Here is a 22,418-nt window from a genome sequence, read left to right as displayed (position 1 = left end):
CCTCTTGGGCGGCCTTTGCCGCCCTTTTTTGAATAACATTAACGGTAATGGAGAGAACAATAATGATAACGCGTAATGCTCTACCTGTATTAAGCCGCCAAACGACGGCGATTTTTCTCTGTCTGAGCGCGATAGGCAGCGTCGTTGCCGACGATTATGTTGAAGAGTATCAACCGCCTGTGCATAACGGCTGGGAGCTGGTGCCAGGTACTCAATGCGCCAATATGGATTTATCCGGTGGCGACTTTTCCAATCTTGACTTACAAGGCGCTAACTTTGCGGGCAGCAATCTAGAGGGCGCTGATTTCCGCCACAGCAACCTACGCAGCGTGGATTTTGAAGGCGCATCGTTGCGACATGCCAACCTCAATCGCGCGCGTATGCCTAGCACTCATTTACGTGGTGCCGATCTTTCCCATGCCAGTTTGATTGGGTTGGATAGCTGGAGTATCTATGCCCAGGGCGCGACGTTTGACCATGCTGATTTGACTGGCGCTAACCTGGAGTTTGCCCGGCTTTCTGGCGCCAGCATGCAGGGAACGACGCTGATGGGCAGTAATCTGGAAATGGCCTGGATGAATAAGGTCAACCTGATCGGAGCGGACCTGCGCGATGCTAATCTGCAAGAAGCCAAAATGAACATCGCGCGCCTCAATGATGCGGATATGACGGGTGCTCGCATCCACTATGGAAACTTCCAAATGGCCCAAATGGAGGGCTGTACCGCCTGCCCGTTTGATTGGGAGTAATGTCACTATGTTGGCACAATCTTCGGCGCACTCTGTGCGCCGCTATATCCTCTGTTTGGCTTGGGCATCTGGTGTATTCAGCGGAGCGGCACTCGCTGAAGCGCCCTCAGCGGCATTTAACCAAGAAGGCTACCGCTTGCCGCCTTTTAAAGCACCGGTTACTGCACCGCTACCAGGGGTGACCACGTTAGATGATCATGCCTTTCAAGCCCTTGTAGAAGCACCGCCAGTGATATTAGTGGATGTTAATGCGCTGCCCTGGAGCGACGGCCTGTTTTTGCAAGATAGCCCTCATCTAACCATTCCTAACAGCGTTTGGCTGCCCAACGTTGGCGCACCTGCATTGGAAGATGAGTGGATCGACTATTTCACCGATGCACTTGATGTGTTTCGTGAGTATGCAGAGGCGGCGCCGCTAGTATTCTTCTGCCGGGCTGACTGCTGGCTTTCCTGGAACGCTGCTCGGCGTGCCGAGGCAATGGGCTATGAAGAGCTATATTGGTACCCCGGTGGGGTGGATGGCTGGCAAGCGAGCGGTCATTCGTTAGCAGCCGTTTGCCCGCAGTTGCCCGCTCATGCTGAGCGAGCTACCTGCGAGCCTTAATAGGTCTGCAACTGTTAACCAGAACTGTTAACCAGGTTTGTTACGGATAAATAGATTTATTGCCGATAAATCAGCTCGGGTGGTTGGCGGGGCGAAGGCGCCGCTGAACTATTTTGACTTTGACGGTCAGTCTGACTTTCAACCTGATTCTGTAACTGCTTTGTTTGCAACTGCTTTGACTGGCGGGCATTGCGGGGGATAAGAGTCGCTTGATCGGGCGTGTTTTGGCTGTTTTCTGCGATTAAACTCTCTAACAACCCATGTTGGGGAGAGTGCTGGCATACGGGGTCAGTAGCGTTCATATCGCCGGTTAATAAATAGGCTTGGCAACGGCAGCCGCCATGGTCTTTATCGCGATCGTCGCACTGCTGGCAAAGCGTAGGCATCCACTGGGTGCCGCGAAAACGGTTGAAAGCATCGCTTTGGTACCAAATGTCTTGCAGCGACGTCTCTTTGACGTTCGGAAACGCCATTGGTAACTCCCTGGCGCTGTGGCAGGGCAACACGGCGCCGTCTGGGGCAACGGTCATAAAGATACTGCCCCAACCACCCATGCACGCTTTAGGCGCTTGCTCAAAGTAGTCTGGCACCACAAATAGTAATGACATATCGCGGCCACGTGCAGCGAGTGTTTCACGCCAGCGATTGGTTTCTGCTTCGGCACGTACCAGCTGTTCACGGGTAGGCATTAACGCCTGTCGGTTCAAAAACGCCCAGCCGTAATACTGGCAGTTGGCCAGCTCAACCGCATCCGCACCTAGTTCATCGCAGAGGGCAATCAGATCGCCAATTTGATCGATATTGTGCCGGTGCAAGACCACGTTCAAAACCATAGGATAGCCGGCTGCTTTAACGGCCTTAGCCATGGCCAACTTGTTAGCGTGGGCCTTGGCAGAACCCGCCAGTGCCTGGGCCAGTTCGGGGTCGGCGGCTTGCAGGCTAATCTGGATATGATCAAGACCTGCCTCTGCCAAGGAGTCTACCCGCTGGGCCGTGAGACCCACCCCGGAGGTCAGCAGGTTGGTATAAAAGCCTAGCTGGCGTGCTTCGCTTACCAGCGCTTCAAGGTCTTGGCGAATCAGCGGCTCGCCGCCGGAAAACCCCAACTGAGCCGCGCCCATGGCTCGGGCCTGGCGCAGCACGCTAAACCACGCGTCGGTATCCAGCTCGTTTTGGTAGCGGGTAAATGCCAGCGGGTTAGAGCAGTAAGCGCACTGCAGCGGGCAGCGGTAGGTGAGTTCCGCCACCAGCCATAAGGGCGGTGAGGTCGCTTCAGCGGCTGGGGTACCCGTGTTTTGATTAACCATGTTGTTATTAACCACAATGAACCTCCTTCACGGCTAACCAGCCGTTGCTGCGGGCTTCATCGATAAACTGCACGACGTCGTCTGCTAGGGTCTCCGCGCCTGGGTAGCGCTGCTGTAGAGTAGCGATAATGTCAGCGATAGATCGGTGGCCATCGACCTGTTCAAGAATTGCTCCGGCGGTCGCGCTGAGCTTGACCATGCCTTCGGGATAAAGAATAACGTGGCAGCCTTGAATGGCTTCCCACTGTAAGCGCCAACCGCGTCGCAGCTGGTAAATATCGTGATGTGATATGACGAGTTGCTGTGACATGGTGATTTCCCCAACGCTAGTCGATCATTGCCTAGTAATGTGAGTGCTCAAGCCCACGGTGATACACCGCTTCGCGGGTGACGGTGTGGTAAGGCGGGCGGTCTAACTGATAAGCCATGGTCATGGCATCCAACATGCTCCACAGCACATCGAGCTTAAATTGCAAAATGTCCAGCGCGCGCTGCTGCAGCGCCACCGTCGTACACACGCCTAAGGCGATTTCCAGGCCATGCTCGACGTCTCGGCGGGCTTCACTGAGCCGCTTACGAAAGTAGCGATAGCCTTGCTCGTTAATCCACGGGTAGTGCTGGGGCCAAGTGTCCAGGCGGTTTTGGTGGGCAAGAGGAGCAAACAGCTCGGTAAGCGATGAGATCGCTGCCTCCTGCCAGGGGGCACGGGCGACAAAGTGGCGGTAAGCATCTACCGCAAAGCGCACGCCGGGTAGCACACGCTCCTGGGAAAGCAGTGTATGACGGTGTAGCCCTACGGCTTCACCTAGGGCTAACCAGGCTTCAATCCCGCCTTCCTCTCCGTCGTGGCCGTCGTGGTCAAGCAGGCGTTGCACCCATCGCCTGCGGGTAGCGGCATCTGGGCAGTTGGCCAGCAGCGCGGCATCTTTTTGGGGAATCATCAACTGGTAGTAAAAACGGTTAGCCACCCAGCCTTGCAGTTGTTCCTGGGTAAGCTCTCCGCTAGCCATCGCCTGTTGAAAGGGGTGGTTAAGATGGTAGTACTGTCCTTTATTCATCAGCGCTTCACGGAACGCCTCCCGGCTGAGTGGGGTGGCAGAAGCGCAGGGCATCATCGCTGTCAGCGCCATGATCGACCTCCTGATTGTTATTGTTGGAATATCTAATATAACTGTTGATGAGCTAGCTAACTTATATTTTCATAGATTTAATTAACCAAGAGGGTTGTTGATTAAAGTTCTTTTTATTCACATTCTGTTCTTAAAATTTATATTTACCTGAGTTGTATTTTATTAGGCTCTATTTCCCCAGTTTTTACTGGGCTACTATGTTTTAAAACCTACTAACCTAGTGCTTTTTTAATCTAATCTTCTTTGGTCTAAATTCTAATAAACTAAGATTCAATTAATCTAAGCTCTGTGAGCGTAGGCCTATAAGGTAAGTTTCATTCCGTCGTAAGCCGTTTCGATGCCTGCGGCCTGCAATGTTTTTGCGGGGCAGCTAGCGCAGTCTAAAATTGGGTTGGTGTTGTTGATATGAATCAAAATGCGCCGTGTGCTGCTGGGTAGGTCGTTCAGTAGCTCATACATACCACCGCTGCCATTGAGCGCGAGGTGACCCATCTGTTGGCCTGTAGAGGTGCCAACGCCCAGTGCCTGCATTTCGTCGTCCTCCCACAGGGTGCCATCCACCATCACCACATCAGCGGCGTTTAAGAAACGCATGGCCAGCGGTGTGGGGTTGCCAAGCCCTGGGGCGTAGCACAGCGACTGTCCGCTGCGGCGGTCAACAATGTACAGGCCTAAATTATCACCGCAGGAGGGCGCGCCGCGCCGTGGCGAGTAGGGCGGGGCATTACTGTGTAGCGCAAAGGCGGTGAGCGCGATATCTGGTAGGAAGGGAATCGAAAACTCGACAACCTCCTGATGATCCTCCAAACCAATCGGCTGCCAGCGTAGCCCGCCCCAGTGCTCCAGCATCGGGAACAACGGAAAACCGCTAGATAAATCGCGATGCACATTGGGCGTGCACCATATATCCAGCGGGCAGCCCTCTCTTAGGGAAAGTAGCCCGGTGACATGATCGATCTGGGCATCCACCAGCAGCACGCCTCGAATACCGCTGCCGCGTAGCTCGCTTGGCCATAATTCTGGGTTGGCATTGAGCTGGGTGCGAATGTCAGGGGACGCATTGCATAGCAACCACTGCTTGCCATCCACGCTCAACGCAATCGATGATTGGGTGCGAGGTTGATAATCGGCACTGCCCAGGCGAGCGTGGTAGCAGTTTGGGCAGTTGCAATTCCATTGGGGAAACCCGCCGCCTGCGGCAGCCCCAAGAACTAAAATCTGCATAGACTGGCCTTCTACGTTGGTGCTGTGGATGTGCTATGAATCCTGGGTGAAAGCCCCTACCTGATATAAACCCAATAAGGCAGGCAGGGGCCGCGGCTCAGTAGCTAGAGATTAGCGGGTAGAGATATACAGCGTTACTTCAAAGCCAAGGCGCATGTCTTGATACGTCGGTTTAGTCCACATAAGAGGCTCTCCTGCGTTGTTAAGCATGTTGTTGTGAGTGTTGTTACAAATGCTGTAGCAAGTATTGTTGCTTGTGCTACACCACATGCAGGTGTGGGCGTTGTTGGCAGTTAATCATTATTGCCCTACCCACTACTTCAGTTAAGCACTGGTAGGGTGAATTGACTGCGGTACTTTGGAAGTAGTTTTCTCTAACTTTTGGTGGGGAATCGTTGTTAAAAAGGGTAGTGTTGTAGTTAAACAACCCAATTGAATCGAAGGTTGAATAGTAACTGGCAGTCGCCGCGTTAGATCCTAAACTGCTATCTGGCGCGGCGACGCGTGTCAGTAATAATGCCCAGCGCCCAATAACCAAGGGTGAAAACGCGAGTGTTTTGGTAATGGCGCTGGAAATGGGCTAACCAAGGGAGAAAGCGTGTGAAAATAGGCGCACCGAAAGAGACAGCTCAAGGAGAAGCGCGTGTAGCGCTTACTCCTGAGAGCGCAAAGCAGCTTCAAAAGCTGGGCCATGAATGCCTGGTGGAAGCAGGCGCAGGGGCTGCCGCGGGCTTTAATGACGACACGTATCGCGACGCGGGTGTCAGCGTTGTGGAAAGCGCGGAAGCGCTGTGGCGTGATGCGGACGTGGTGATTAAAGTCCGTGAACCTTCGGAAACAGAGGCTCACTATTTGCGGGAAGGCCAGACGCTGATTGCGTTCTTCTGGCCAGCACAAAACGAAGCACTGTTGGACACCTGTAAAGCTCAGGGCGCCTCTGTTATTGCGATGGACATGGTTCCGCGTATTTCTAGAGCGCAGAAAATGGATGCGCTCTCCTCAATGGCCAACATTGCGGGCTATCGTGCGGTGATTGAGGCGGGCAATAACTTTGGTCGCTTCTTTACTGGGCAGGTAACGGCCGCGGGTAAAGTTCCTCCTGCCAAAGTATTGGTGATCGGCGCGGGTGTGGCGGGGTTGGCGGCTATTGGTACCGCGACTAGCCTTGGCGCTGTGGTGCGTGCATTTGATGTACGCCCAGAGGTGTCCGAGCAGATTGAATCCATGGGCGCTGAATTCCTGTTCCTCGATTTTGAAGATAGTCAGGACGGTTCGGAAAGCGGTGGCTATGCCTCCCCCTCCAGCCCAGAGTTTCGCGAGAAACAGCTGGAATGTTTCCGCGAACAAGCACCGGATGTCGACATCGTTATCACCACGGCGCTGATTCCAGGTCGGCCCGCGCCAAAGCTGTGGCTGGAAGATATGGTCGCGGCTATGAAACCTGGCTCGGTGATTATCGACTTAGCCGCTGAAAAAGGCGGCAACTGTGATTTAACCAAGCCAGATGAGCGTGTGGTATCTGATAACGGTGTAGTGGTGGTTGGCTATACCGACTTCCCCTCACGCATGGCCACCCAGGCGTCGCTGCTTTACGCCACCAACATTCGCCATATGCTGACCGATCTCACGCCGGAGAAAGACGGCGTCATCCATCACAACATGGAAGACGATGTCATTCGCGGTGCCACGGTCACGCACCAGGGCGAAGTCACCTTCCCGCCGCCGCCGCCCAAAGTAAAAGCCATTGCCGCGGCGAAGCCAAAGAAAAAAGAGAAAGAACCAACGCCTGAAGAGAAGAAAGCAGCTGAGCTGGACACCTTTAAAGCACAAACCAAGCGGCAAGCCGGCTTGTTGGCGGTGGGTGGCGCGTTAATGCTGTTGTTGGGTCAAATAGCCCCTGCCTCATTTATGCAGCACTTCATCGTGTTTGTATTAGCCTGTTTCATTGGCTTCCAGGTGATCTGGAAGGTGAGTCATTCGCTGCATACGCCGCTAATGGCGGGCACTAATGCCATCTCAGGCATCATTATTTTAGGGGCAATTTTGCAAATCGGCTCAGGCAGTGGCGTCGTTATCGTGCTGGCGGCCATTTCGGTACTTATTGCGTCGATTAATATCGTGGGTGGCTTCCTGGTGACACGCCGGATGCTCGCCATGTTCCAAAAATCCTAAGCGGCGGAGAAACGAGATGTTAGGACAAGGATTCGTATCTGCCGCGGCAATTGCGGCAAGTGTGTTATTTATTTTATCGCTAGGTGGCCTGAGTAATCAGGAAAAAGCCAAGCGTGCCGTGTGGTACGGCATTGTGGGTATGGCCGTAGCGGTGTTCTTTACCTCCTTCGGACCAGGTATTGGTGGCTACTGGTGGCTGATTCCGGCAATGCTGATCGGTGCTGGGATTGGTGTTTACGTGGCAGGCAAGGTCGAAATGACCGAAATGCCTCAGTTGGTAGCGGCACTACATAGTTTTGTGGGTTTGGCAGCGGTTTTTGTTGCCTGGAGCGCAGATTTAGAGCGTCGCCGGGTACTGGCAGGACAAGCCGCCGATGGCGCTATGCAAGAGTTTTCTGCCTTTGCCGCGTTGGTGGCCACGAAGGCCCCTGATGAACTGACCTTTTTGCAGATTGAAGTGGTGTTCGCCATTTTCATCGGTGCGGTGACCTTTACCGGCTCTGTGATTGCGTTCGGTAAGCTGGCGGGTAAGGTGGATGGCAAGCCTCGCCAACTGCCGGGTGGGCATATGCTCAACGCCGGTGCTGCGGCGATTTCTCTGCTGCTTGCGATTATGTACCTCAACGGCGCAGGCTTCTGGACATTAATCGTGCTGGCGGCGCTGTCGTTCTTCATTGGCTATCACCTGATTATGGGCATTGGCGGTGCAGATATGCCGGTGGTGGTGTCGATGCTGAACAGCTATTCCGGCTGGGCCGCAGCGGCGATTGGTTTCACGCTTTCCAACGATCTGTTGATTGTCACCGGCGCCCTGGTAGGTTCTTCAGGGGCGATCCTGTCTTACATTATGTGTAAGGCGATGAACCGCAACTTCGTTAACGTGATTTTGGGCGGTTTCGGTGGTGCTCAAGGGCCAGCAGCTGAAATTGAGGGCGAACAGGTCGCCATTGATGCAGGCGGTGTAGCGAGCGCTTTAAACGATGCAGATAGCGTGATTATCGTGCCGGGTTACGGCATGGCGGTAGCGCAAGCACAGAGTGCGGTAAGTGACTTAGTGCGTAAGCTGCGCGCAGCCGGTAAAACCGTGCGCTTTGGTATTCACCCGGTGGCCGGGCGTCTGCCTGGGCACATGAACGTGCTGCTCGCTGAAGCTAAAGTGCCCTACGATATCGTGCTGGAAATGGATGAGATCAACGACGACTTCCCAAGCACTGACGTGGTGATCGTGATCGGTTCCAATGACATCGTAAACCCAGCGGCCGAGGAAGATCCCAATAGCCCTATCGCCGGTATGCCGGTGTTGAAGGTGTGGGAAGCCAAGCAGGTATTTGTCAGCAAACGCGGCCAAGGCACTGGCTACTCTGGCATTGAGAACCCGCTGTTCTTCAAAGATAACACGCGGATGTTCTACGGCGATGCAAGAGATAGCTTAAATGCGCTCCTGCCGTTAATCGATTAACGTTTAGACAGCGATAGCCTTGTTGTCATAAGGGGCGGAGCGCAAAGCGCTCCGCCCCTTTTTTTACAACTAGCTTAATTGGTGTTTTCTTCGCCACTCAGTTGCCGCCAGGAACGGCGACCTAAATGGTCATTGCTAAAGCCAATGGTGATTGAACCATCGCCGTTAGGCGAGGCATTTGGGTCATCTGGATTACCCACAAATAGCTGCTCGATATTGCCATCGTTAACGCCAACCAAGCGTTCGCCAGTACCTGCTTGTAAGCCGGTAATGGCGTCGCCATTAATGGTTTCATCGCTGTCTTCTTTACCATCCCCGTTAAAGTCAAAGGTGGTCTTGCCACCGCTGCCACCCGTGTCGGCCAGAAGTGACATAAAGAAACCACTACGCCCACCGCCGCAGGGGTCGGATTCATCGGGTAACAGTGTTGAAAACCGCACCCGTCGGGGCAGGGTGCTTGAGATAGAAGGCCCGGCAATCACCCGCTCGCCAGAGGGCAGCTCCAAACGCCAGCCCCGCTGGCTGCTGGTGGGGGCCGCGGTTGTGCTAGCGCGTAAATTGAAGCCATCACGCGTCGCGTTTCCGGTGATGCGCTGTGTGGCTAAGTTGGCCGATGTAAATGAGAGGCTACGGTCAACACGGTCCTGTAAACCAATGAGCTGCTGCGTTGAGCTGTCGCCAATATCGCTACTGCGGAAGTAGCTGCCGGTGCCGAATAGCACCATCAGCGTATCAGGCGAGTTGTTGCTTAGTGTCACGGCAGGAGCCGAGGTAATTGGCTGGTCAGATCGGCCGGTGTATAGCGCGTTCACGCTACCGGTGTTGGTAAGCGGGAAACGCCACAAATTACCTGCTAAATCACCTGCGTAGGCGAAGCGGGCACCTGAAAAACTCGGCCAAGCGGTTACTGTTGGTGTGGCCAAACCATTAGGTGTCTCTCCACTGCCCGTATTGGTTTTTAAATGAGCAATGAGTTTACCGTCGGTGAGACGCACCACAAATAGCGACGCCTGATAACCGGTGCTGTTTTAGCCGTTGCCAAAAATGGCGACCCAGGTGCCATCAGTCAGCTGCGTAATAGTGGGCTCGCTAACCCCGGCACCCAGTTCTGGGTGACGAAACTCCCACAGTACGTCGGTTGTGCTCATGTTGCTGGGCTCACTAACATCTAAGGCAAATACCGTGCGGCCCCCAGCTCCCATAGTGCCTACGGCCACGGCATCCGGGCCGCCCTGGATATTGACCTCACGCACGGCAGGCGTGCCATCTACAAAGTAGCGGTGGTTATAGTCCTCGCGGGTTAGTGTACGTAGGGCGGGCGTATCACCTTGGGTAAGCTCGGCAGGCAGGTAAGCAAATAGCTCACGGCCGTTGGAAGCGTTAAAACCATGCAGCATTCCGTCGTTGGCAGCCACCAGCAGTAGCGATGCACGTGTTTCGTTACCCTGCAAAACCACGGGGCTGGCGTTGATAACATCGCCCAATAGCGCGTTGGTGCGAGGACGAAGTCCCTGAACATTGACACCCTGTAACCAACTGATTTCGGCGCTGGTGAAGCCACTATTTTCAGGCCTTAACAGGGCGCCGACGCGTTGACCATCGTCTAAGCGTTTAGACGTCAACAGGCGGCGATTGCCAGCCTGTTGAGAAAGTGTGGTTTGTGCATTCCATCGTTCGCTGCGGCTGCCATCTGGCTGAATCACCGATGCCGTTAGGCGGCCTGACCAATCGTCGCTTCTAAAACCAGCGGTAAACAGTAAATTGCCGTCTTCAAGCCCAAATTCATCGCTGTTGACCGCCGCAGAGGTGTTGGACTGGGAGGCCGCGATAATATTACCCAATACCTGCTGCATCACCTGGTTAAGTGAGGCTTCGTTGTTAGCAAAATAGGCACGTTCGGTACCACCTGCACGGGCTAGATCGCCAAGAGGGTCGTCGGACACATTGGGCAGGTTGGCAATATCTGGCGGCAGGTTAAAGCCGACAACGTAGGTTTTAACGGGGTTGGAAAGCTGCGCATTGGTGTCGTCGTAAAGTCGTTTAATAGCCGCCTCGGCGCTGGCCAGCGCGCCGCTCACGTTATTGCCTAGCGAATTACCGTTACGATCAACCGAAGGCAGACCATCGGTTAGCCAAATATTGGCGTTGACCAAACACTGCTGGGCATCGGGGTTATTGATATTAGGAATGGCGATGTTTGAGCGCTGTCCCTGATCGCTACGAAATGCGCTATTTCTCCCCGTATTATTTAAAAAGTAATCTCGAGCGGTATACATGGTGCCTTCGATAGGCGTTAAGCCCGTCGCGATTAGCGGCCAGTTCGGGGCTGTCATGGGGGTGCCTGAGCCATTCCACTCATGTCGCTGAGAGCCCAGTTTTGTTTCGATCGCCACCCAGTGCGCGTCGTTAACCGTTCCATCGGCGTTTAATCCACCAATAGGTACGTGTAAATAGCCTAAGCCTGGCGAAGAGGTGGTTCGCCATTCCCACTGGTTCAGCTGTATTGATGCGGTATGCGATCCCCAGTTAGGAATCCCCCGTTGGCGTAAGCTGTCGACTAACGGTAAGGTGAAGTTAGACCTAACGGGTGAGCTATAAGAAATGCCGTCGCCAATAAAGGGTGAGCCTGAAGAGCCACTAGTAAGGCTACGGTAACGCTCTGATAACTGATCAGACGTTGCCGTTGGGTTGGAAATACGCCGCCAGTACTCGGTGATATCGTTAGTGGGTAGACCAGTACTGAAATTCTCTTCAAACATATAGCCGGGTACGCCAACGTTAAAAAAGGCGTAAATATTTAGCCCTGGTAAGCGTGCCCGATAGCGTTTCGTGGTCGCATTCCATGCGCCTTCAAAGTCAGGGTTATACCAACTTGGGTTAGCATTGGTAGAGTATCGCGGCTCAAGCGCACGCTCAGTCAGCCGCCATACGACGGTGCTACCACTAAAGGCGTTGTCCCGTGTTCGAGAGGCAGGGTTCTGCTGGTAGGCCATCAGGCCCATATTAATATCGCCTCGGTAGCGTTCAATTAGATCATCGCCGACGCGCTTCATAATGCTCGATTTACTGAGAGGCGAGCGTGCTCCCGCAGGACAGTTAGTTGGATTTAAACTGCTGCCCTGACAGAGGGATGTTTCTCTATCACCTGGTTCACGACCCACAGCCACGCGGCCATCCAAGCCTTCCTGACCACTTTCTGAGTTATCCAAGATCAGCAGTACGTTAGGTGGAACACGGCTAACCACGTTTAACGGCGCTGATGAAATACCAGTTTGTTCTTCAGGTATCTCATAGTCTTCATCAATGGGGCCGTCATCGCCTCCACCAATCGGTGGCTCTGGCTCTGGTTCAGGCTCTGGCTCAGGTTCTGGCTCTGGTTCCGGATCTGGGTCCAGCTCTCCAGGAGGGTCTGGAGACGGCTCTTCAGGTGGCGGGTCAGGCGGGAAAACACCAGCACCTAATGACGCTGGGGTGGTATAGCCAAGCGATAGCACGAGTGCCAACGCGGCGGTCGACAAGCGGAAGAGCTCAATTTTTATAGACCTGGTTTTTATAGACCTGGTTTTTATAGAACTAGCTTTGATGGATCTTGTTTTCATGGCGCTTCCACTTGCTGCTGGCGAACATAGAGAGCTTCCAGCGTAACGCTGGTATCTTCTCCTAGCCCAAAGCCCTGCGCTTCAATGCGATAGAGCATTTCAACCAGTTCTACGCCTGCGTTGTTGGGGCGTGAGCCCAGCGGTGTCATTGGCTGGACGCGATAGCGCGGGTTGCGAGACAATTCATCAATATTCATTTGATGAGTACGCCAGCCATTACTAAAAACTATATCGTTCTGAAGCTGATTTTCAGCGTTACGCAGGGCGGCTTCCGCCGCTTGAAAAGCGACAGTGTAGTCTCGCTGGTTGGCCGCCATGCGGTCTTGAGTAATCGCCCCCTGCATAGAGGAGAGGCTGAGAATCGTGATGATAGCGAGAAAAATAAGGCTTAAAACAAGCGCCATGCCACGCTGCTGGGACCCGCCTGCACCTTTCATGCTAGCGGTTCCTCAACGAGATAGTGGTGGTGAAAGCTTGGTAAAGGCGGCCATCATCGGCGTTGAAGGCGTTATCGTCGCGAAAATTCCCGGTGGCAATCGTTGTCGCGGTGCGACGTAAATTGGCTTGATCACTTTGTACGATTAGGCTGATTCGCAGCGCACGCACTTCTTCCCACTGAGCGTTACTGAGTTGGTCAGGGGGAAGATAGGCGTCATCAATTAAGAAGGCGGTACGCAGGGCGACGACGTTACTGGCGACTATTTCGTTGTGCGGTGTCCTCTGGCTGAGATTCAAACGCATCAAAGAAGGGGGCACATCGTTTTCCGGATCTTGGCCAACATAGTAAAGCGCGCTGTTAAGGGCACTAAGAGAAACGGGTTGACCCACGCTGTAGGGGAGGATGCCTGCTCCTCCTTCGCTGCCGCTATCAACATCCATATTGTCTAGCCATTCGGTCCCTGCCGATATTTGAAGCATGTTGTCCTTACTTGAGGCGTTATAAAACACATCGCAGGTTTGTAGGCTCTGGAGAAGTACCAACTGATTGCGATACAGGCTGTCTACGTTTCGGTTGAGGGTAAAAGTGAGAGCGGAAGCGGAGGTGGCCGTATCACTAATGGTTAGCGAGTTACTAGCGAAACCGGTACGAGAGATAAGCCCACCACGAAACATGACGCTGTGCTGACTTTCCAAAGGATTGAGTAGTTGCGATGCAAAGTTGGTGCTGCTTGTATCACTCCATGCCTGGATCGCGTTATGGGCGTTTTCAGTACCGTCAATATTGCGTAGATGGTTGGTCGTTTGTGACGGCGCACAGCCGCCGCTGAAGTCCGCTTGGCGAAGTTCTTGAGCTAACGTATCCAACGCGAACCGGCCAGCGTCTTGCATATTTGCCAGCGCGGTTTGAAATCGATAGCTTTGCTGAGACGAGATAAATAGCTGTGTAGCCCCGGCCATTACCAACAAACCGATAACCATTGCGACGAGCAACTCGACCAAGGTAAACCCTGATTGCGACGTAGGGTAGTGATGAGCTGTAGGCATTTGGTCGTCCATGCTACAGCTCCGACACAAGCTGAATTTGGCGCGTATTTTCAGGGGCTGAAGCGTCTGCCCAGCGTACCGTGACATTGATACGTCGATTATTGATCGTAACTCCCCCCTCACCACTGGGCAGAGCGCTAGCAAGGTCATTCACCCACTCAGCCAGGTCGTTGGCGGGAAGCCCACTACCGAGCACCGTACTGCCGATACTCAGTTCGTAGACGGCTGCTTGATCAGGATTGGCACGTACTCGATCCAGCATATCTTGGGCCATATTGGTTGCCTGAGTTTCAAAATAGGCGGCACGGTTATGTACCAGCGACTGTGTTTGTAATCCAACAACCCCTAATAAACCGATGGATAGCACCAGTAGCGCTATCAATGACTCCAGCAGAGAAATTCCACGTTGTTGTTTAGGCATGGCAGGGCTCAACGTTGAATCAATCACAGGCTTGGCGACGCGTTAATACGCGGGAGATACCGCTTGGTTCCACTCGGATACAACGGCCTCGATCGTCCAGCGTGATTGATACTTCCTGGGAGGCGAAACTTGCAGTTACAAGGCGACCCTGGCTATTAAAGGTGAAAGACTCAGGCGCACCGTTCACTGAGATATCGTGTTGGGACTGGGGCCATGTGCGCAGCGGCGTTGTGTCATCGACGACCTCCCAGCCAGCACTCCAGCCGTTGCTAACAGGCTGTAGGCGAATAGATTGGTTGCGCCTGACCGCTTCGCTGCGTGCGAAGCTTAAGGCGAGTTTGTAGTCGTTTGCCGTGGTAATAACCCGATTTTCTTGAATAATGCGTGCAAAATTAGGAATGGCGATAGTGGCGAGGGTGGCAAACAGTGCCAGCGCAACAAGCAGCTCTAACAAGGTAAAGCCCTGGGCGGAGTGCTTTGCCGTCAACATTTTGCCGTCAACATATAGTATTTCTCTGTTGGAATCTGCCGCTAGAATTACCTAAATAAGCTACTTTGATTTAACAAAATATCATAATGTGGCATGCGTCCAACTAAAAATAATCGTCACAAATAAGCGCTATTTTGACGGGCGGTATTTAAGAAAGAGGTCGCTAGCGGATATGTGTGCCAAGCTGGGTTTTAACAATCGTCCTTGCAGACCGCTGGAGGCCATTCTGAGAGACATTACTTAAGCACCTATGCTGGCAGATAGCTAAAAACTATAAAGTTGGTCGTAAAAAGCAAATTGTAGCTATCGATTGGGTGCTTTAAAACAGTGATATGTCGATGACGCACGCTTGACTGCATTCAGTGCAGCAAAATGAGTAAAAGTGCTGGCCATCTGTTTCCTTGGCAAGTCCAAGGCAAAGAGCAAGAAGGGGAGAGAAATATGAGTGGTAAATGTCCTGTAATGCATGGTGGTAATACATCTACTGGCACCTCCAACAAAGATTGGTGGCCAGAGGCGTTGAACCTCGACATCCTGCACCAGCATGATCGTAAAACTAACCCGATGGACCCAGATTTTGACTATCGGGAAGAGGTCAAAAAGCTCGATTTTGACGCCCTCAAGCAAGATGTTCATGCCTTGATGACTGACAGCCAAGCATGGTGGCCAGCCGACTGGGGCCACTACGGTGGTTTGATGATCCGCATGGCATGGCACTCTGCGGGAACATATCGTATTGCCGATGGCCGTGGCGGCGGTGGTACGGGTAGCCAGCGTTTTGCACCGTTGAACTCCTGGCCGGACAACGTCAGCCTGGACAAGGCGCGTCGTCTGCTGTGGCCAATTAAGAAAAAGTACGGCAATAAAATTAGCTGGGCTGACCTGATGATATTGGCCGGCACCGTAGCCTATGAATCTATGGGGCTGCCTGCCTACGGTTTCTCGTTTGGTCGTGAAGATATTTGGCACCCCGAAAAAGATATTTACTGGGGGGCTGAGAAAGAGTGGTTAGCGCCTTCTGATGAGCGCTACGCTGATGTTAACAAGCCGGACACCATGGAAAATCCGCTTGCAGCGGTGCAAATGGGGCTTATTTACGTTAACCCGGAAGGGGTAAACGGCCAGCCAGATCCGCTGAAGACGGCAGAGCACGTGCGTTTGACGTTTGCCCGTATGGCGATGAACGATGAAGAAACCGCCGCCCTAACAGCGGGCGGCCATACCGTGGGTAAGTGCCATGGTAATGGTGATGCCGATGCGTTGAGCGCCGAACCTGAAGCCTCTGATGTTGAGAACCAGGGTTTTGGTTGGGGCAATCCGACCATGGATGGAAAAGCGAGCAATGCCGTGACTTCAGGCATCGAAGGCGCTTGGACCACCAACCCCACTAAATTTGATATGGGCTACTTTGACCTGTTGTTTGGCTACGAGTGGGAATTAAGAAAAAGCCCTGCTGGTGCCCATCAGTGGGAGCCTGTCGACATTAAAGAAGAAGATAAGCCGGTTGATGCAACTGACCCCTCTGTTCGCCACAATCCCATCATGACTGATGCGGATATGGCGATGAAGATGGATCCGTCTTATCGCGCCATTTGCGAAAAATTCATGGCCGATCCGGAGTACTTCAAACAGACCTTCGCGAAAGCGTGGTTTAAGCTAACGCACCGTGATATGGGTCCGAAAGCACGCTATATCGGCCCAGAAGCACCGGCTGAAGACCTGATCTGGCAAGATCCCATTCCGGCTGGCAGCACCGATTACTGCGAAGAAGTGGTTAAGCAGAAAATTGCTGGGAGCGGCTTGAGCATTAGCGATATGGTCAGCACTGCGTGGGATAGCGCGCGCACTTACCGTGGTTCCGATATGCGCGGTGGCGCCAACGGTGCTCGCATTCGCCTAGCTCCTCAGAAAAATTGGCAAGGCAATGAGCCAGAGCGTCTTGCCGATGCACTCAAGGTGTATGAGCAGATCTCTGCTGATACGGGTGCCAGCATTGCTGATGTGATTGTCTTGGCGGGTAGTGTCGGGATCGAAAAAGCGGCCAAAGCAGCGGGCTACGAGGTGCGCGTACCGTTCCTCAAAGGCCGCGGTGATGCCACTGATGAGATGACTGACGTAGACTCTTTCGAGCCTTTAGAACCACTGGCCGATGGCTTCCGTAACTGGCAGAAAAAAGACTACATCGTCAAACCCGAAGAAATGTTGCTGGATCGTGCCCAACTGATGGGGCTGACCGCACCGGAAATGACCGTTCTGTTGGGCGGTATGCGCGTGCTGGGCACCAACTATGGCGGCACTAAACACGGCGTATTTACCAACCGTGAAGGCCAGTTGACCAACGACTTCTTTGTCAATTTGACCGATATGGGCAATAGCTGGAAGCCGGTGGGTAACAACGCTTATGAAATTCGTGATCGTGCCACAGATGCTGTGAAGTGGACCGCTTCTCGCGTTGACCTGGTGTTTGGTTCTAACTCACTACTGCGCTCTTACGCAGAGGTATATGCCCAGGACGATAACGGCGAGAAGTTTGTTAAAGACTTCGTGGCTGCCTGGACAAAAGTGATGAACGCAGACCGCTTCGACGTCGCGTAAATGTCACCTGCTGTACCAAGCAACACCTTCCCTGTTCTAACCCGCATCGAGAGATGCGGGTTTTTTTGCGTTGATCGTTTAATAAATTTGCTCATCTATCGCAGTTTAATACTTAAACAGCGCATATTGCTTCCGATAGGCAATTTGCGCTTGGCTGGCGCTGATGGGACGCAAACGCACCTCGGTTCCCGGTAAGCATTGAGCAAGCAGGGCGCAGGCCATGGGGGTAAGCGCACCTAAGCGTGGATAGCCGCCAATGGTTTGGCGATCATTCATCAGAATAATAGGCTGGCCATCGGGTGGGATTTGCACTGCGCCAAGGGGAATCCCTTCAGAAATAATGCCACCGAGCTTGCAATGTAGTGGCTGGGCAGTGAGACGAATACCCATGCGATCAGCGCGATTATCCACCGTCCAAGGCTGGTTAAAAGCGTTGTACAGGCTGCGTCCGGCGAAATGTGAAGCCTGCGAGCCAAGCACCATGCTGAGTTGGCAGCTTTTTTCCGGCATGGCGGGGGCTGTTCCTTCAGGCAAGCTGCGCTCACTGGGTGAGTTACCTTGCCAGGTGAGCTGGTCGCCGGTTTGTAGCGGTCTGCCGTCGTCATGAAGCCCGCCAATTTGCTCGCGGGCAGTGCAGGCACGGCTGCCCAGAATCGTTGGTGCGTCTAATCCGCCAGGAAACGCCAGATAGGCCCGTAGACCGCGACGGGGCTGGCTAAAAATGAGTGTTTGCCCGGGGCGCAGTAGAAAGCTGGTGTTAGTAGCGAGCGGTTGGCCGTCAATGGTGGCACCCAGGTCGGCTCCGGTGAGAGCCAGGCGCACCTCGGTAGTAGCGACCAGGGTGAGGTTACCGCCCATGACAATTTCTAGCGCCGCGCTGTCTGGCGCGTTACCAAGGAGCCAGTTTGCCCAGCGGAATGAAATCCAGTCGGCGGCACCCCCTTGGGTGACACCCAAATGACCTACGCCGAACCGACCCGTATCTTGAATCAGAGCCAGCGGCCCGGCTTGCTTAACGGTCAGCATTGCTTGACTCATGGCCGCTCCTCCATCGGCGTTGTATCGCCTCCTGATGCTTCGAATTCTGCTTTGCCAATCGCTTTAAAGCGTACCTTATCGCCGGGGCGCAGCAGCGGCTCACCCCGCTTAGCGTATTCAAATAGCGGCACGGCGGTGCGACCTAAAATATTCCAACCACCTGGGGAAAGAAGCGGGTAGATAGCGGTTTGTCGGTCGGCAATGCCCACACTGCCTGCTGCGACTTTGCGGCGTGGTGTTTTCAAACGTGGCGTGGCAATGCCTTCATCTACCAAACCCATAAAACCGTAGCCGGGAGCGAAACCCAACGCGAATACGCAGTAATCATGGTTGCAGTGATGCTCAATCAGGGCGTCAACGCTGAGCCCCGCGCGTTTTGCCACCAGCGGAAGCTCAGGACCAACGCTTTCGTCATACCATACGGGGATCTCATGCAGTTGGCCGTTCTGAGATTCGGCGGGCGCTAAATGGTGCAAGGCACTGCGAATCAGCGTAGTGACTTGGGAAAACGTTAGTTGATGGCAGTCGTAGTGCACCAGCAGCGTGGTGTAGGAGGGAATCAGGTCAATGAGTGCCTCGCCCAACGCATCGCGTAGGGCCTGGTCGGCAGCGATGATCCACGCCATATTGGATTCATCGATAGTATCAACCAGCCGTACCGTTAGAGCGTCCATGGCCGCTGTTTCTAAACGCAGTTTCACGCCGACTCCAGCGCCGTAAAGGCATCACGAATTGCGCGCACGGCAGCAACCGACTCAGGATTGTCGCCATGCACGCACAGGGTGTCGCAGGGCAGCAGCAACGCGCTGCCATCCCGGGCGGTCAGCGCCTCGCCTTTGGCGAGCGCCACGGCTTGCGCAACGATAGTGGCCTGATCATGATGGACCGCGCCCGCCAGACGGCGAGAGGCGAGGTGTCCGGTCGCTTCATAAGCGCGGTCTGCGAACGTTTCAAACCACAGGGTAATGCCCATTTTTTTCGCCAACTGGCGGTGAGGCTCTGGATCGGCAGTTGCCATGACCATTAGCGGAAGGCTGGCATCATAAGCACGTACCGCGCGCATGGCACCTTCCAATAACTCGAGATTCGCCGCCATGTCGTTATACATCGCCCCGTGGGGCTTGATATAGCTGAGTCTTGCGCCTTCTGCTTGGCAAATCCCAGCCAGCGCGCCGACTTGATAGAGCACCATATCTTCTACTTCGGCGGGCGAGCAGGCCATGGAGCGACGACCAAATCCCATTAAATCGGGGTAGCCGGGGTGGGCGCCAATACGAACGCCATGCTGACTGGCCAAGGCAACCGTGCGCCGCATAACATGGGGATCAGAAGCGTGGTAACCACAGGCAATGTTGGCACAGTCAACGTGAGGCATCACCTCGGTATCTAAGCCAATCGACCAATTACCGAAGCTTTCGCCCATATCGCAGTTCAGCAGTGGGATTGCCATGTTGTCTCCTAGTCTGTTTTTAATTTATTGGAATAACTTGTTCATTAACAGCGAGTTGTTAGTTAACAGCGTTGGCAAAGAACGCTTATTTTTAATAATAGAGTGCTAATGTTAAAGAATTTCTTGTGACGATGTGGTTATCAGCGCTTGTTATGAATGCTTGTTGTAAATAATTAGCTTGGTTATCACTGTGATGTCTTAAAACCAATATATGAACCTATCTTGTTAAGTTCCAATCGTTTTTAGCGATACTTAGTATCGGTGCTTCCTATCATGCTGTTATTTATTGGGAAAATGGTTGACGCTAGGGGGGAATACGATTATCAAATAAATAAAGCGACTCGATAAAAGATTATAAAAAAACGCTCACGCCAGCCCTGACGAATATGCGCAGTTTCAACAATAATCGGCGGTCAGTGAGTGGTTTTGAGGAGTGAAGCATGCAAATGTCGGCCATGGGTCAGCTTGTCAGCGTTCAGCCTGTTATCGTGGATAACATCACTATGCTGGCCCCAAGATTGCATTACACAGCAATGCGACCATTTCACCCAGTGACACATTGCGTTAGGGAGCGGCACTGCGCGCGACGTTACCTGTGCGGTGTAGGAGTCCCTGTCGATGTTACTGCAACCGTTGGTTAGGCAAATGTATGCTTGATTTCAAAGAGCTAGACGCCTTTGTGTGGGCGGTAAAGCTGGGTTCTTTTCGTAAAGCGGCGGTACGCCTGCATATTACGCAGCCTTCCGTTTCTGAGCGTATCTCGCGCCTGGAAAGCACCGTAGGTGAGCTATTGCTTGAGCGCTCAGCACGTCCGATTCAGCCAACTATGCGTGGACGTGAATTTTTTCTGCATGCTGAACGCATACTGCACCAGCGTGATGAGGCACTAAAGCTGTTCGACAGCGCAGAGACGTTTTCTGCGCCTCTTCGGCTCGGCACCATCGAAACTATTGCCCATAGCTGGTTTCCTGCATTTATTCAGCAGCTTACTGAGCGCTTTCCAGAGCTCATTATTGAGCTAACGGTTGATTACTCTCCGGTTCTTAATGATCGGCTTATGCGCAACGAGCTTGATATTTTGCTGGCAATGAATGGTTACTCGGCCCCAGAGCAAATTGAGTGCGATACGTTAAGCCCTTACGAGATGGGTATGTTTATCTCACCTCGCCATGCCGCGTTGCTAAGCGAACACCCCAATGCTTGGTGCCAGTCGTTGCCGTTTATTTCCTTTGGCAGGCAGGCTCGCCCTTATGAAGAGCTAGTGCGTTACCTTTCAGACGTGGGCGTTCAGCAGCCTCGTATCCATAGCGTAAGCACATTGATGACCATTGCACGGATGACGATGGAAGGGCTGGGAATTGGTGCACTACCCGTCGCTACTGTATTAGATGAGTGGCGTCGAGGTGATCTATACCGTTTAGCGCTACCCATTCCTTTGCCGCCTATGAACTATGATGTGATATGGCGCAGTGCAAATCATCCTCGTTTTTGTCGCAGCGTGGGCCGTATCGCCCAAGAGTGTGCATCTGACTACGCCAGAGCGCGGCGCGCTGACATGGCAAGCACTTGTTTCACCGGCCGCTGGGTTCAACCTAGCGCAACCCCTGCCACCCCCGAAGCAATACCTCGATTAACCTGAACTTCCATTAATATGAATAAGAGGACGTCCCCATGCATAAACGTATAACAACGCCATTACTGCTAGTGACCGCTTGCAGCCTTGCCGCTACAGCGACCGCTCATGCGGCTGAATGGACCATGGCAACGCCTTATGGTGATGCAAGCTTCCATACCCAGAACAACAAACAGTTTGCTGAGGATGTGGCTGAGGCAACAAACGGTGACTTAACCATTACGGTGCACAGCGGTGGTTCACTGGTCTCTCATGGTGAAATTAAACCGTCGGTGCGTCGCGGCACTATCGATGCTGGTGAAGTGTTCCTCTCTATTCTTTCCAATGATGACCCTATTTTCGAAGTCGATACGTTGCCGGGTGTCGCCGGTAGTTATGAAGATGCCTATGCCTTATGGGAAGCCACGAAACCGATGATTGCTGAGTTATTTGCCTATGAAGGCATGGTTCCTTTGTATGCAGTGGCTTTGCCAGCCCAGGGCATTTACACCTCAGCGCCGCTAACGGACCCCGATCAGTTTGATGGCCTGCGGGTGCGTGCGCCGAATATTAATACTCAGCGCTTCGTTGATAATTTAGGCGGAAGCCCGACGGAAACTGAAGAGTCTGATATTCCTACCGCGTTTAGCACCGGTCGTGTGGATGCCATGATTACCTCAAGCTCTACCGGTAACTCCATGGCTGCCTGGGACTACGTGACCGACTACACCGATGCCAACTTGTGGCTGGCTAAAAATATTGTGTTTATGAGTCAGCGTAGCTTTGACCGTTTAGATGAAGCCACCCAAGACGCGCTGATGGAAGCTGCTGCTCGGGCTGAAGAGCGTGGCTGGCAAATGAGCCGTGAGAACAATGAAACTAGCCTGGAAGCACTGAGGGAAAATGGCATTTCAGTTTCCCAGCCTAATGATGCGGTCTCTGCTGCCCTGCAAGCGGCGGGGGATGAGCTGTTTGCTGATTGGGAATCCCGTGCTGACGACGAAGCAAAACAAGCCTTAGAAAGCTATCGCGAACAGCGCGATAACTAAAGTTTACTAACTAAGGCTGGCTTAAAGGGCGGCT

At 53.3% G+C, this 22,418-nt stretch carries 19 protein-coding genes and 1 pseudogene; 7 read left to right on the top strand and 13 right to left on the bottom strand.

The window, feature by feature from the left end:
• Positions 1–62: 62 nt before the first annotated feature.
• Positions 63–749, top strand: coding sequence for a pentapeptide repeat-containing protein (locus REH51_RS07335; RefSeq protein ID WP_498937392.1), 687 nt, complete (start codon positions 63–65; stop codon positions 747–749).
• 7 nt (positions 750–756) lie between these two features.
• Entirely contained in the window at positions 757–1,353 is a 597-nt protein-coding gene (locus REH51_RS07330) for a rhodanese-like domain-containing protein (RefSeq protein ID WP_009722995.1), read from the top strand.
• Between the two features lie 56 nt (positions 1,354–1,409).
• On the opposite strand, the gene pqqE is transcribed toward REH51_RS07330, so the two are convergent.
• The 5 genes from pqqE to pqqA form a co-directional block, all read right to left on the bottom strand.
• The gene (gene pqqE / locus REH51_RS07325; RefSeq protein WP_498937727.1) at positions 1,410–2,660 is read right to left on the bottom strand and encodes a pyrroloquinoline quinone biosynthesis protein PqqE; all 1,251 of its coding nucleotides are present in this window, start codon (positions 2,658–2,660) and stop codon (positions 1,410–1,412) included.
• 7 nt (positions 2,661–2,667) lie between these two features.
• The gene (pqqD, locus tag REH51_RS07320) at positions 2,668–2,970 is read right to left on the bottom strand and encodes a pyrroloquinoline quinone biosynthesis peptide chaperone PqqD (RefSeq protein WP_009722993.1); all 303 of its coding nucleotides are present in this window, start codon (positions 2,968–2,970) and stop codon (positions 2,668–2,670) included.
• Positions 2,971–3,001: 31 nt separating this feature from the next.
• Positions 3,002–3,790, bottom strand: a complete 789-nt coding sequence (pqqC, locus tag REH51_RS07315; RefSeq protein ID WP_498937390.1) for a pyrroloquinoline-quinone synthase PqqC — start codon at positions 3,788–3,790, stop codon at positions 3,002–3,004.
• Between the two features lie 300 nt (positions 3,791–4,090).
• On the bottom strand, positions 4,091–5,014 hold the full coding sequence (pqqB, locus tag REH51_RS07310) for a pyrroloquinoline quinone biosynthesis protein PqqB (RefSeq protein ID WP_009722991.1): 924 nt from the start codon (positions 5,012–5,014) through the stop codon (positions 4,091–4,093).
• Positions 5,015–5,125: 111 nt separating this feature from the next.
• The gene (gene pqqA / locus REH51_RS07305; RefSeq protein ID WP_009722990.1) at positions 5,126–5,197 is read right to left on the bottom strand and encodes a pyrroloquinoline quinone precursor peptide PqqA; all 72 of its coding nucleotides are present in this window, start codon (positions 5,195–5,197) and stop codon (positions 5,126–5,128) included.
• Positions 5,198–5,614: 417 nt separating this feature from the next.
• On the opposite strand from pqqA, the gene REH51_RS07300 reads away from it, so the two are divergent.
• Positions 5,615–7,186, top strand: coding sequence for a Re/Si-specific NAD(P)(+) transhydrogenase subunit alpha (locus tag REH51_RS07300; RefSeq protein ID WP_498937388.1), 1,572 nt, complete (start codon positions 5,615–5,617; stop codon positions 7,184–7,186).
• A gap of 16 nt (positions 7,187–7,202) precedes the next feature.
• A complete protein-coding gene (locus REH51_RS07295; protein WP_498937386.1) occupies positions 7,203–8,645 on the top strand; it encodes an NAD(P)(+) transhydrogenase (Re/Si-specific) subunit beta in 1,443 nt (480 codons plus the stop codon).
• A gap of 74 nt (positions 8,646–8,719) precedes the next feature.
• On the opposite strand, the pseudogene REH51_RS07290 reads toward REH51_RS07295, so the two are convergent.
• From REH51_RS07290 to REH51_RS07270, 5 genes and pseudogenes are all read right to left on the bottom strand, one after another.
• Positions 8,720–11,404, bottom strand: a pseudogene (locus tag REH51_RS07290) (pilus assembly protein).
• Positions 11,405–12,240: 836 nt separating this feature from the next.
• Entirely contained in the window at positions 12,241–12,681 is a 441-nt protein-coding gene (locus REH51_RS07285) for a pilus assembly PilX family protein (RefSeq protein ID WP_009722985.1), read from the bottom strand.
• Position 12,682: 1 nt separating this feature from the next.
• The gene (locus REH51_RS07280; RefSeq protein ID WP_009722984.1) at positions 12,683–13,741 is read right to left on the bottom strand and encodes a PilW family protein; all 1,059 of its coding nucleotides are present in this window, start codon (positions 13,739–13,741) and stop codon (positions 12,683–12,685) included.
• A 1-nt stretch (position 13,742) separates the two neighbouring features.
• Complete coding sequence (gene pilV, locus REH51_RS07275; RefSeq protein ID WP_009722983.1) at positions 13,743–14,150, bottom strand: type IV pilus modification protein PilV; 408 nt, start codon at positions 14,148–14,150, stop codon at positions 13,743–13,745.
• Positions 14,151–14,169: 19 nt separating this feature from the next.
• A complete protein-coding gene (locus REH51_RS07270) occupies positions 14,170–14,640 on the bottom strand; it encodes a GspH/FimT family pseudopilin (RefSeq protein WP_009722982.1) in 471 nt (156 codons plus the stop codon).
• Positions 14,641–15,081: 441 nt separating this feature from the next.
• On the opposite strand from REH51_RS07270, the gene katG reads away from it, so the two are divergent.
• Positions 15,082–17,235 carry a catalase/peroxidase HPI gene (gene katG, locus REH51_RS07265; protein WP_009722981.1) on the top strand — a complete coding sequence of 718 codons (2,154 nt, stop codon included), beginning with the start codon at positions 15,082–15,084 and terminating at the stop codon, positions 17,233–17,235.
• A 105-nt stretch (positions 17,236–17,340) separates the two neighbouring features.
• On the opposite strand, the gene REH51_RS07260 is transcribed toward katG, so the two are convergent.
• The 3 genes from REH51_RS07260 to REH51_RS07250 are packed head-to-tail and all read right to left on the bottom strand — an operon-like array spanning position 17,341 to position 19,723.
• Positions 17,341–18,273 carry a 5-oxoprolinase subunit C family protein gene (locus tag REH51_RS07260; RefSeq protein WP_498937384.1) on the bottom strand — a complete coding sequence of 311 codons (933 nt, stop codon included), beginning with the start codon at positions 18,271–18,273 and terminating at the stop codon, positions 17,341–17,343.
• Entirely contained in the window at positions 18,270–18,974 is a 705-nt protein-coding gene (gene pxpB / locus REH51_RS07255; protein ID WP_498937382.1) for a 5-oxoprolinase subunit PxpB, read from the bottom strand. Before pxpB ends, REH51_RS07260 begins: the two co-directional genes overlap by 4 nt.
• Entirely contained in the window at positions 18,971–19,723 is a 753-nt protein-coding gene (locus tag REH51_RS07250; protein ID WP_009722978.1) for a 5-oxoprolinase subunit PxpA, read from the bottom strand. The genes pxpB and REH51_RS07250 overlap by 4 nt, the downstream gene beginning before the upstream one ends.
• Positions 19,724–20,372: 649 nt before the next feature.
• Between REH51_RS07250 and REH51_RS07245 the strand changes: the two genes are divergently transcribed.
• Together REH51_RS07245 and REH51_RS07240 are read left to right on the top strand one after the other, a co-directional pair.
• The gene (locus REH51_RS07245) at positions 20,373–21,362 is read left to right on the top strand and encodes a LysR family transcriptional regulator (protein ID WP_009722977.1); all 990 of its coding nucleotides are present in this window, start codon (positions 20,373–20,375) and stop codon (positions 21,360–21,362) included.
• A 32-nt stretch (positions 21,363–21,394) separates the two neighbouring features.
• The gene (locus REH51_RS07240) at positions 21,395–22,384 is read left to right on the top strand and encodes a TRAP transporter substrate-binding protein (RefSeq protein WP_498937379.1); all 990 of its coding nucleotides are present in this window, start codon (positions 21,395–21,397) and stop codon (positions 22,382–22,384) included.
• The last annotated feature ends 34 nt before the right edge of the window (positions 22,385–22,418 follow it).

The sequence above is a fragment of the Halomonas bluephagenesis genome (assembly GCF_054790765.1).
Note: the sequence above shows the minus strand (reverse complement) of the source record. Positions and strands in the feature narration are given on the sequence as shown.

Coding starts and splice junctions, on each gene's coding strand:
- REH51_RS07270 (WP_009722982.1), bottom strand. CDS start 14,640: ATGTTGACGGCAAAGCACTCCGCCCAGGGCTTTACCTTGTTAGAGCTG.
- REH51_RS07260 (WP_498937384.1), bottom strand. CDS start 18,273: ATGAGTCAAGCAATGCTGACCGTTAAGCAAGCCGGGCCGCTGGCTCTG.
- katG (WP_009722981.1), top strand. CDS start 15,082: ATGAGTGGTAAATGTCCTGTAATGCATGGTGGTAATACATCTACTGGC.
- REH51_RS07295 (WP_498937386.1), top strand. CDS start 7,203: ATGTTAGGACAAGGATTCGTATCTGCCGCGGCAATTGCGGCAAGTGTG.
- REH51_RS07330 (WP_009722995.1), top strand. CDS start 757: ATGTTGGCACAATCTTCGGCGCACTCTGTGCGCCGCTATATCCTCTGT.
- REH51_RS07240 (WP_498937379.1), top strand. CDS start 21,395: ATGCATAAACGTATAACAACGCCATTACTGCTAGTGACCGCTTGCAGC.
- pqqD (WP_009722993.1), bottom strand. CDS start 2,970: ATGTCACAGCAACTCGTCATATCACATCACGATATTTACCAGCTGCGA.
- REH51_RS07250 (WP_009722978.1), bottom strand. CDS start 19,723: ATGGCAATCCCACTGCTGAACTGCGATATGGGCGAAAGCTTCGGTAAT.
- pqqB (WP_009722991.1), bottom strand. CDS start 5,014: ATGCAGATTTTAGTTCTTGGGGCTGCCGCAGGCGGCGGGTTTCCCCAA.
- REH51_RS07285 (WP_009722985.1), bottom strand. CDS start 12,681: ATGAAAGGTGCAGGCGGGTCCCAGCAGCGTGGCATGGCGCTTGTTTTA.
- pilV (WP_009722983.1), bottom strand. CDS start 14,150: ATGCCTAAACAACAACGTGGAATTTCTCTGCTGGAGTCATTGATAGCG.
- pqqC (WP_498937390.1), bottom strand. CDS start 3,790: ATGGCGCTGACAGCGATGATGCCCTGCGCTTCTGCCACCCCACTCAGC.
- REH51_RS07245 (WP_009722977.1), top strand. CDS start 20,373: ATGCTTGATTTCAAAGAGCTAGACGCCTTTGTGTGGGCGGTAAAGCTG.
- REH51_RS07280 (WP_009722984.1), bottom strand. CDS start 13,741: ATGGACGACCAAATGCCTACAGCTCATCACTACCCTACGTCGCAATCA.
- pqqE (WP_498937727.1), bottom strand. CDS start 2,660: ATGGTTAATCAAAACACGGGTACCCCAGCCGCTGAAGCGACCTCACCG.
- REH51_RS07335 (WP_498937392.1), top strand. CDS start 63: ATGATAACGCGTAATGCTCTACCTGTATTAAGCCGCCAAACGACGGCG.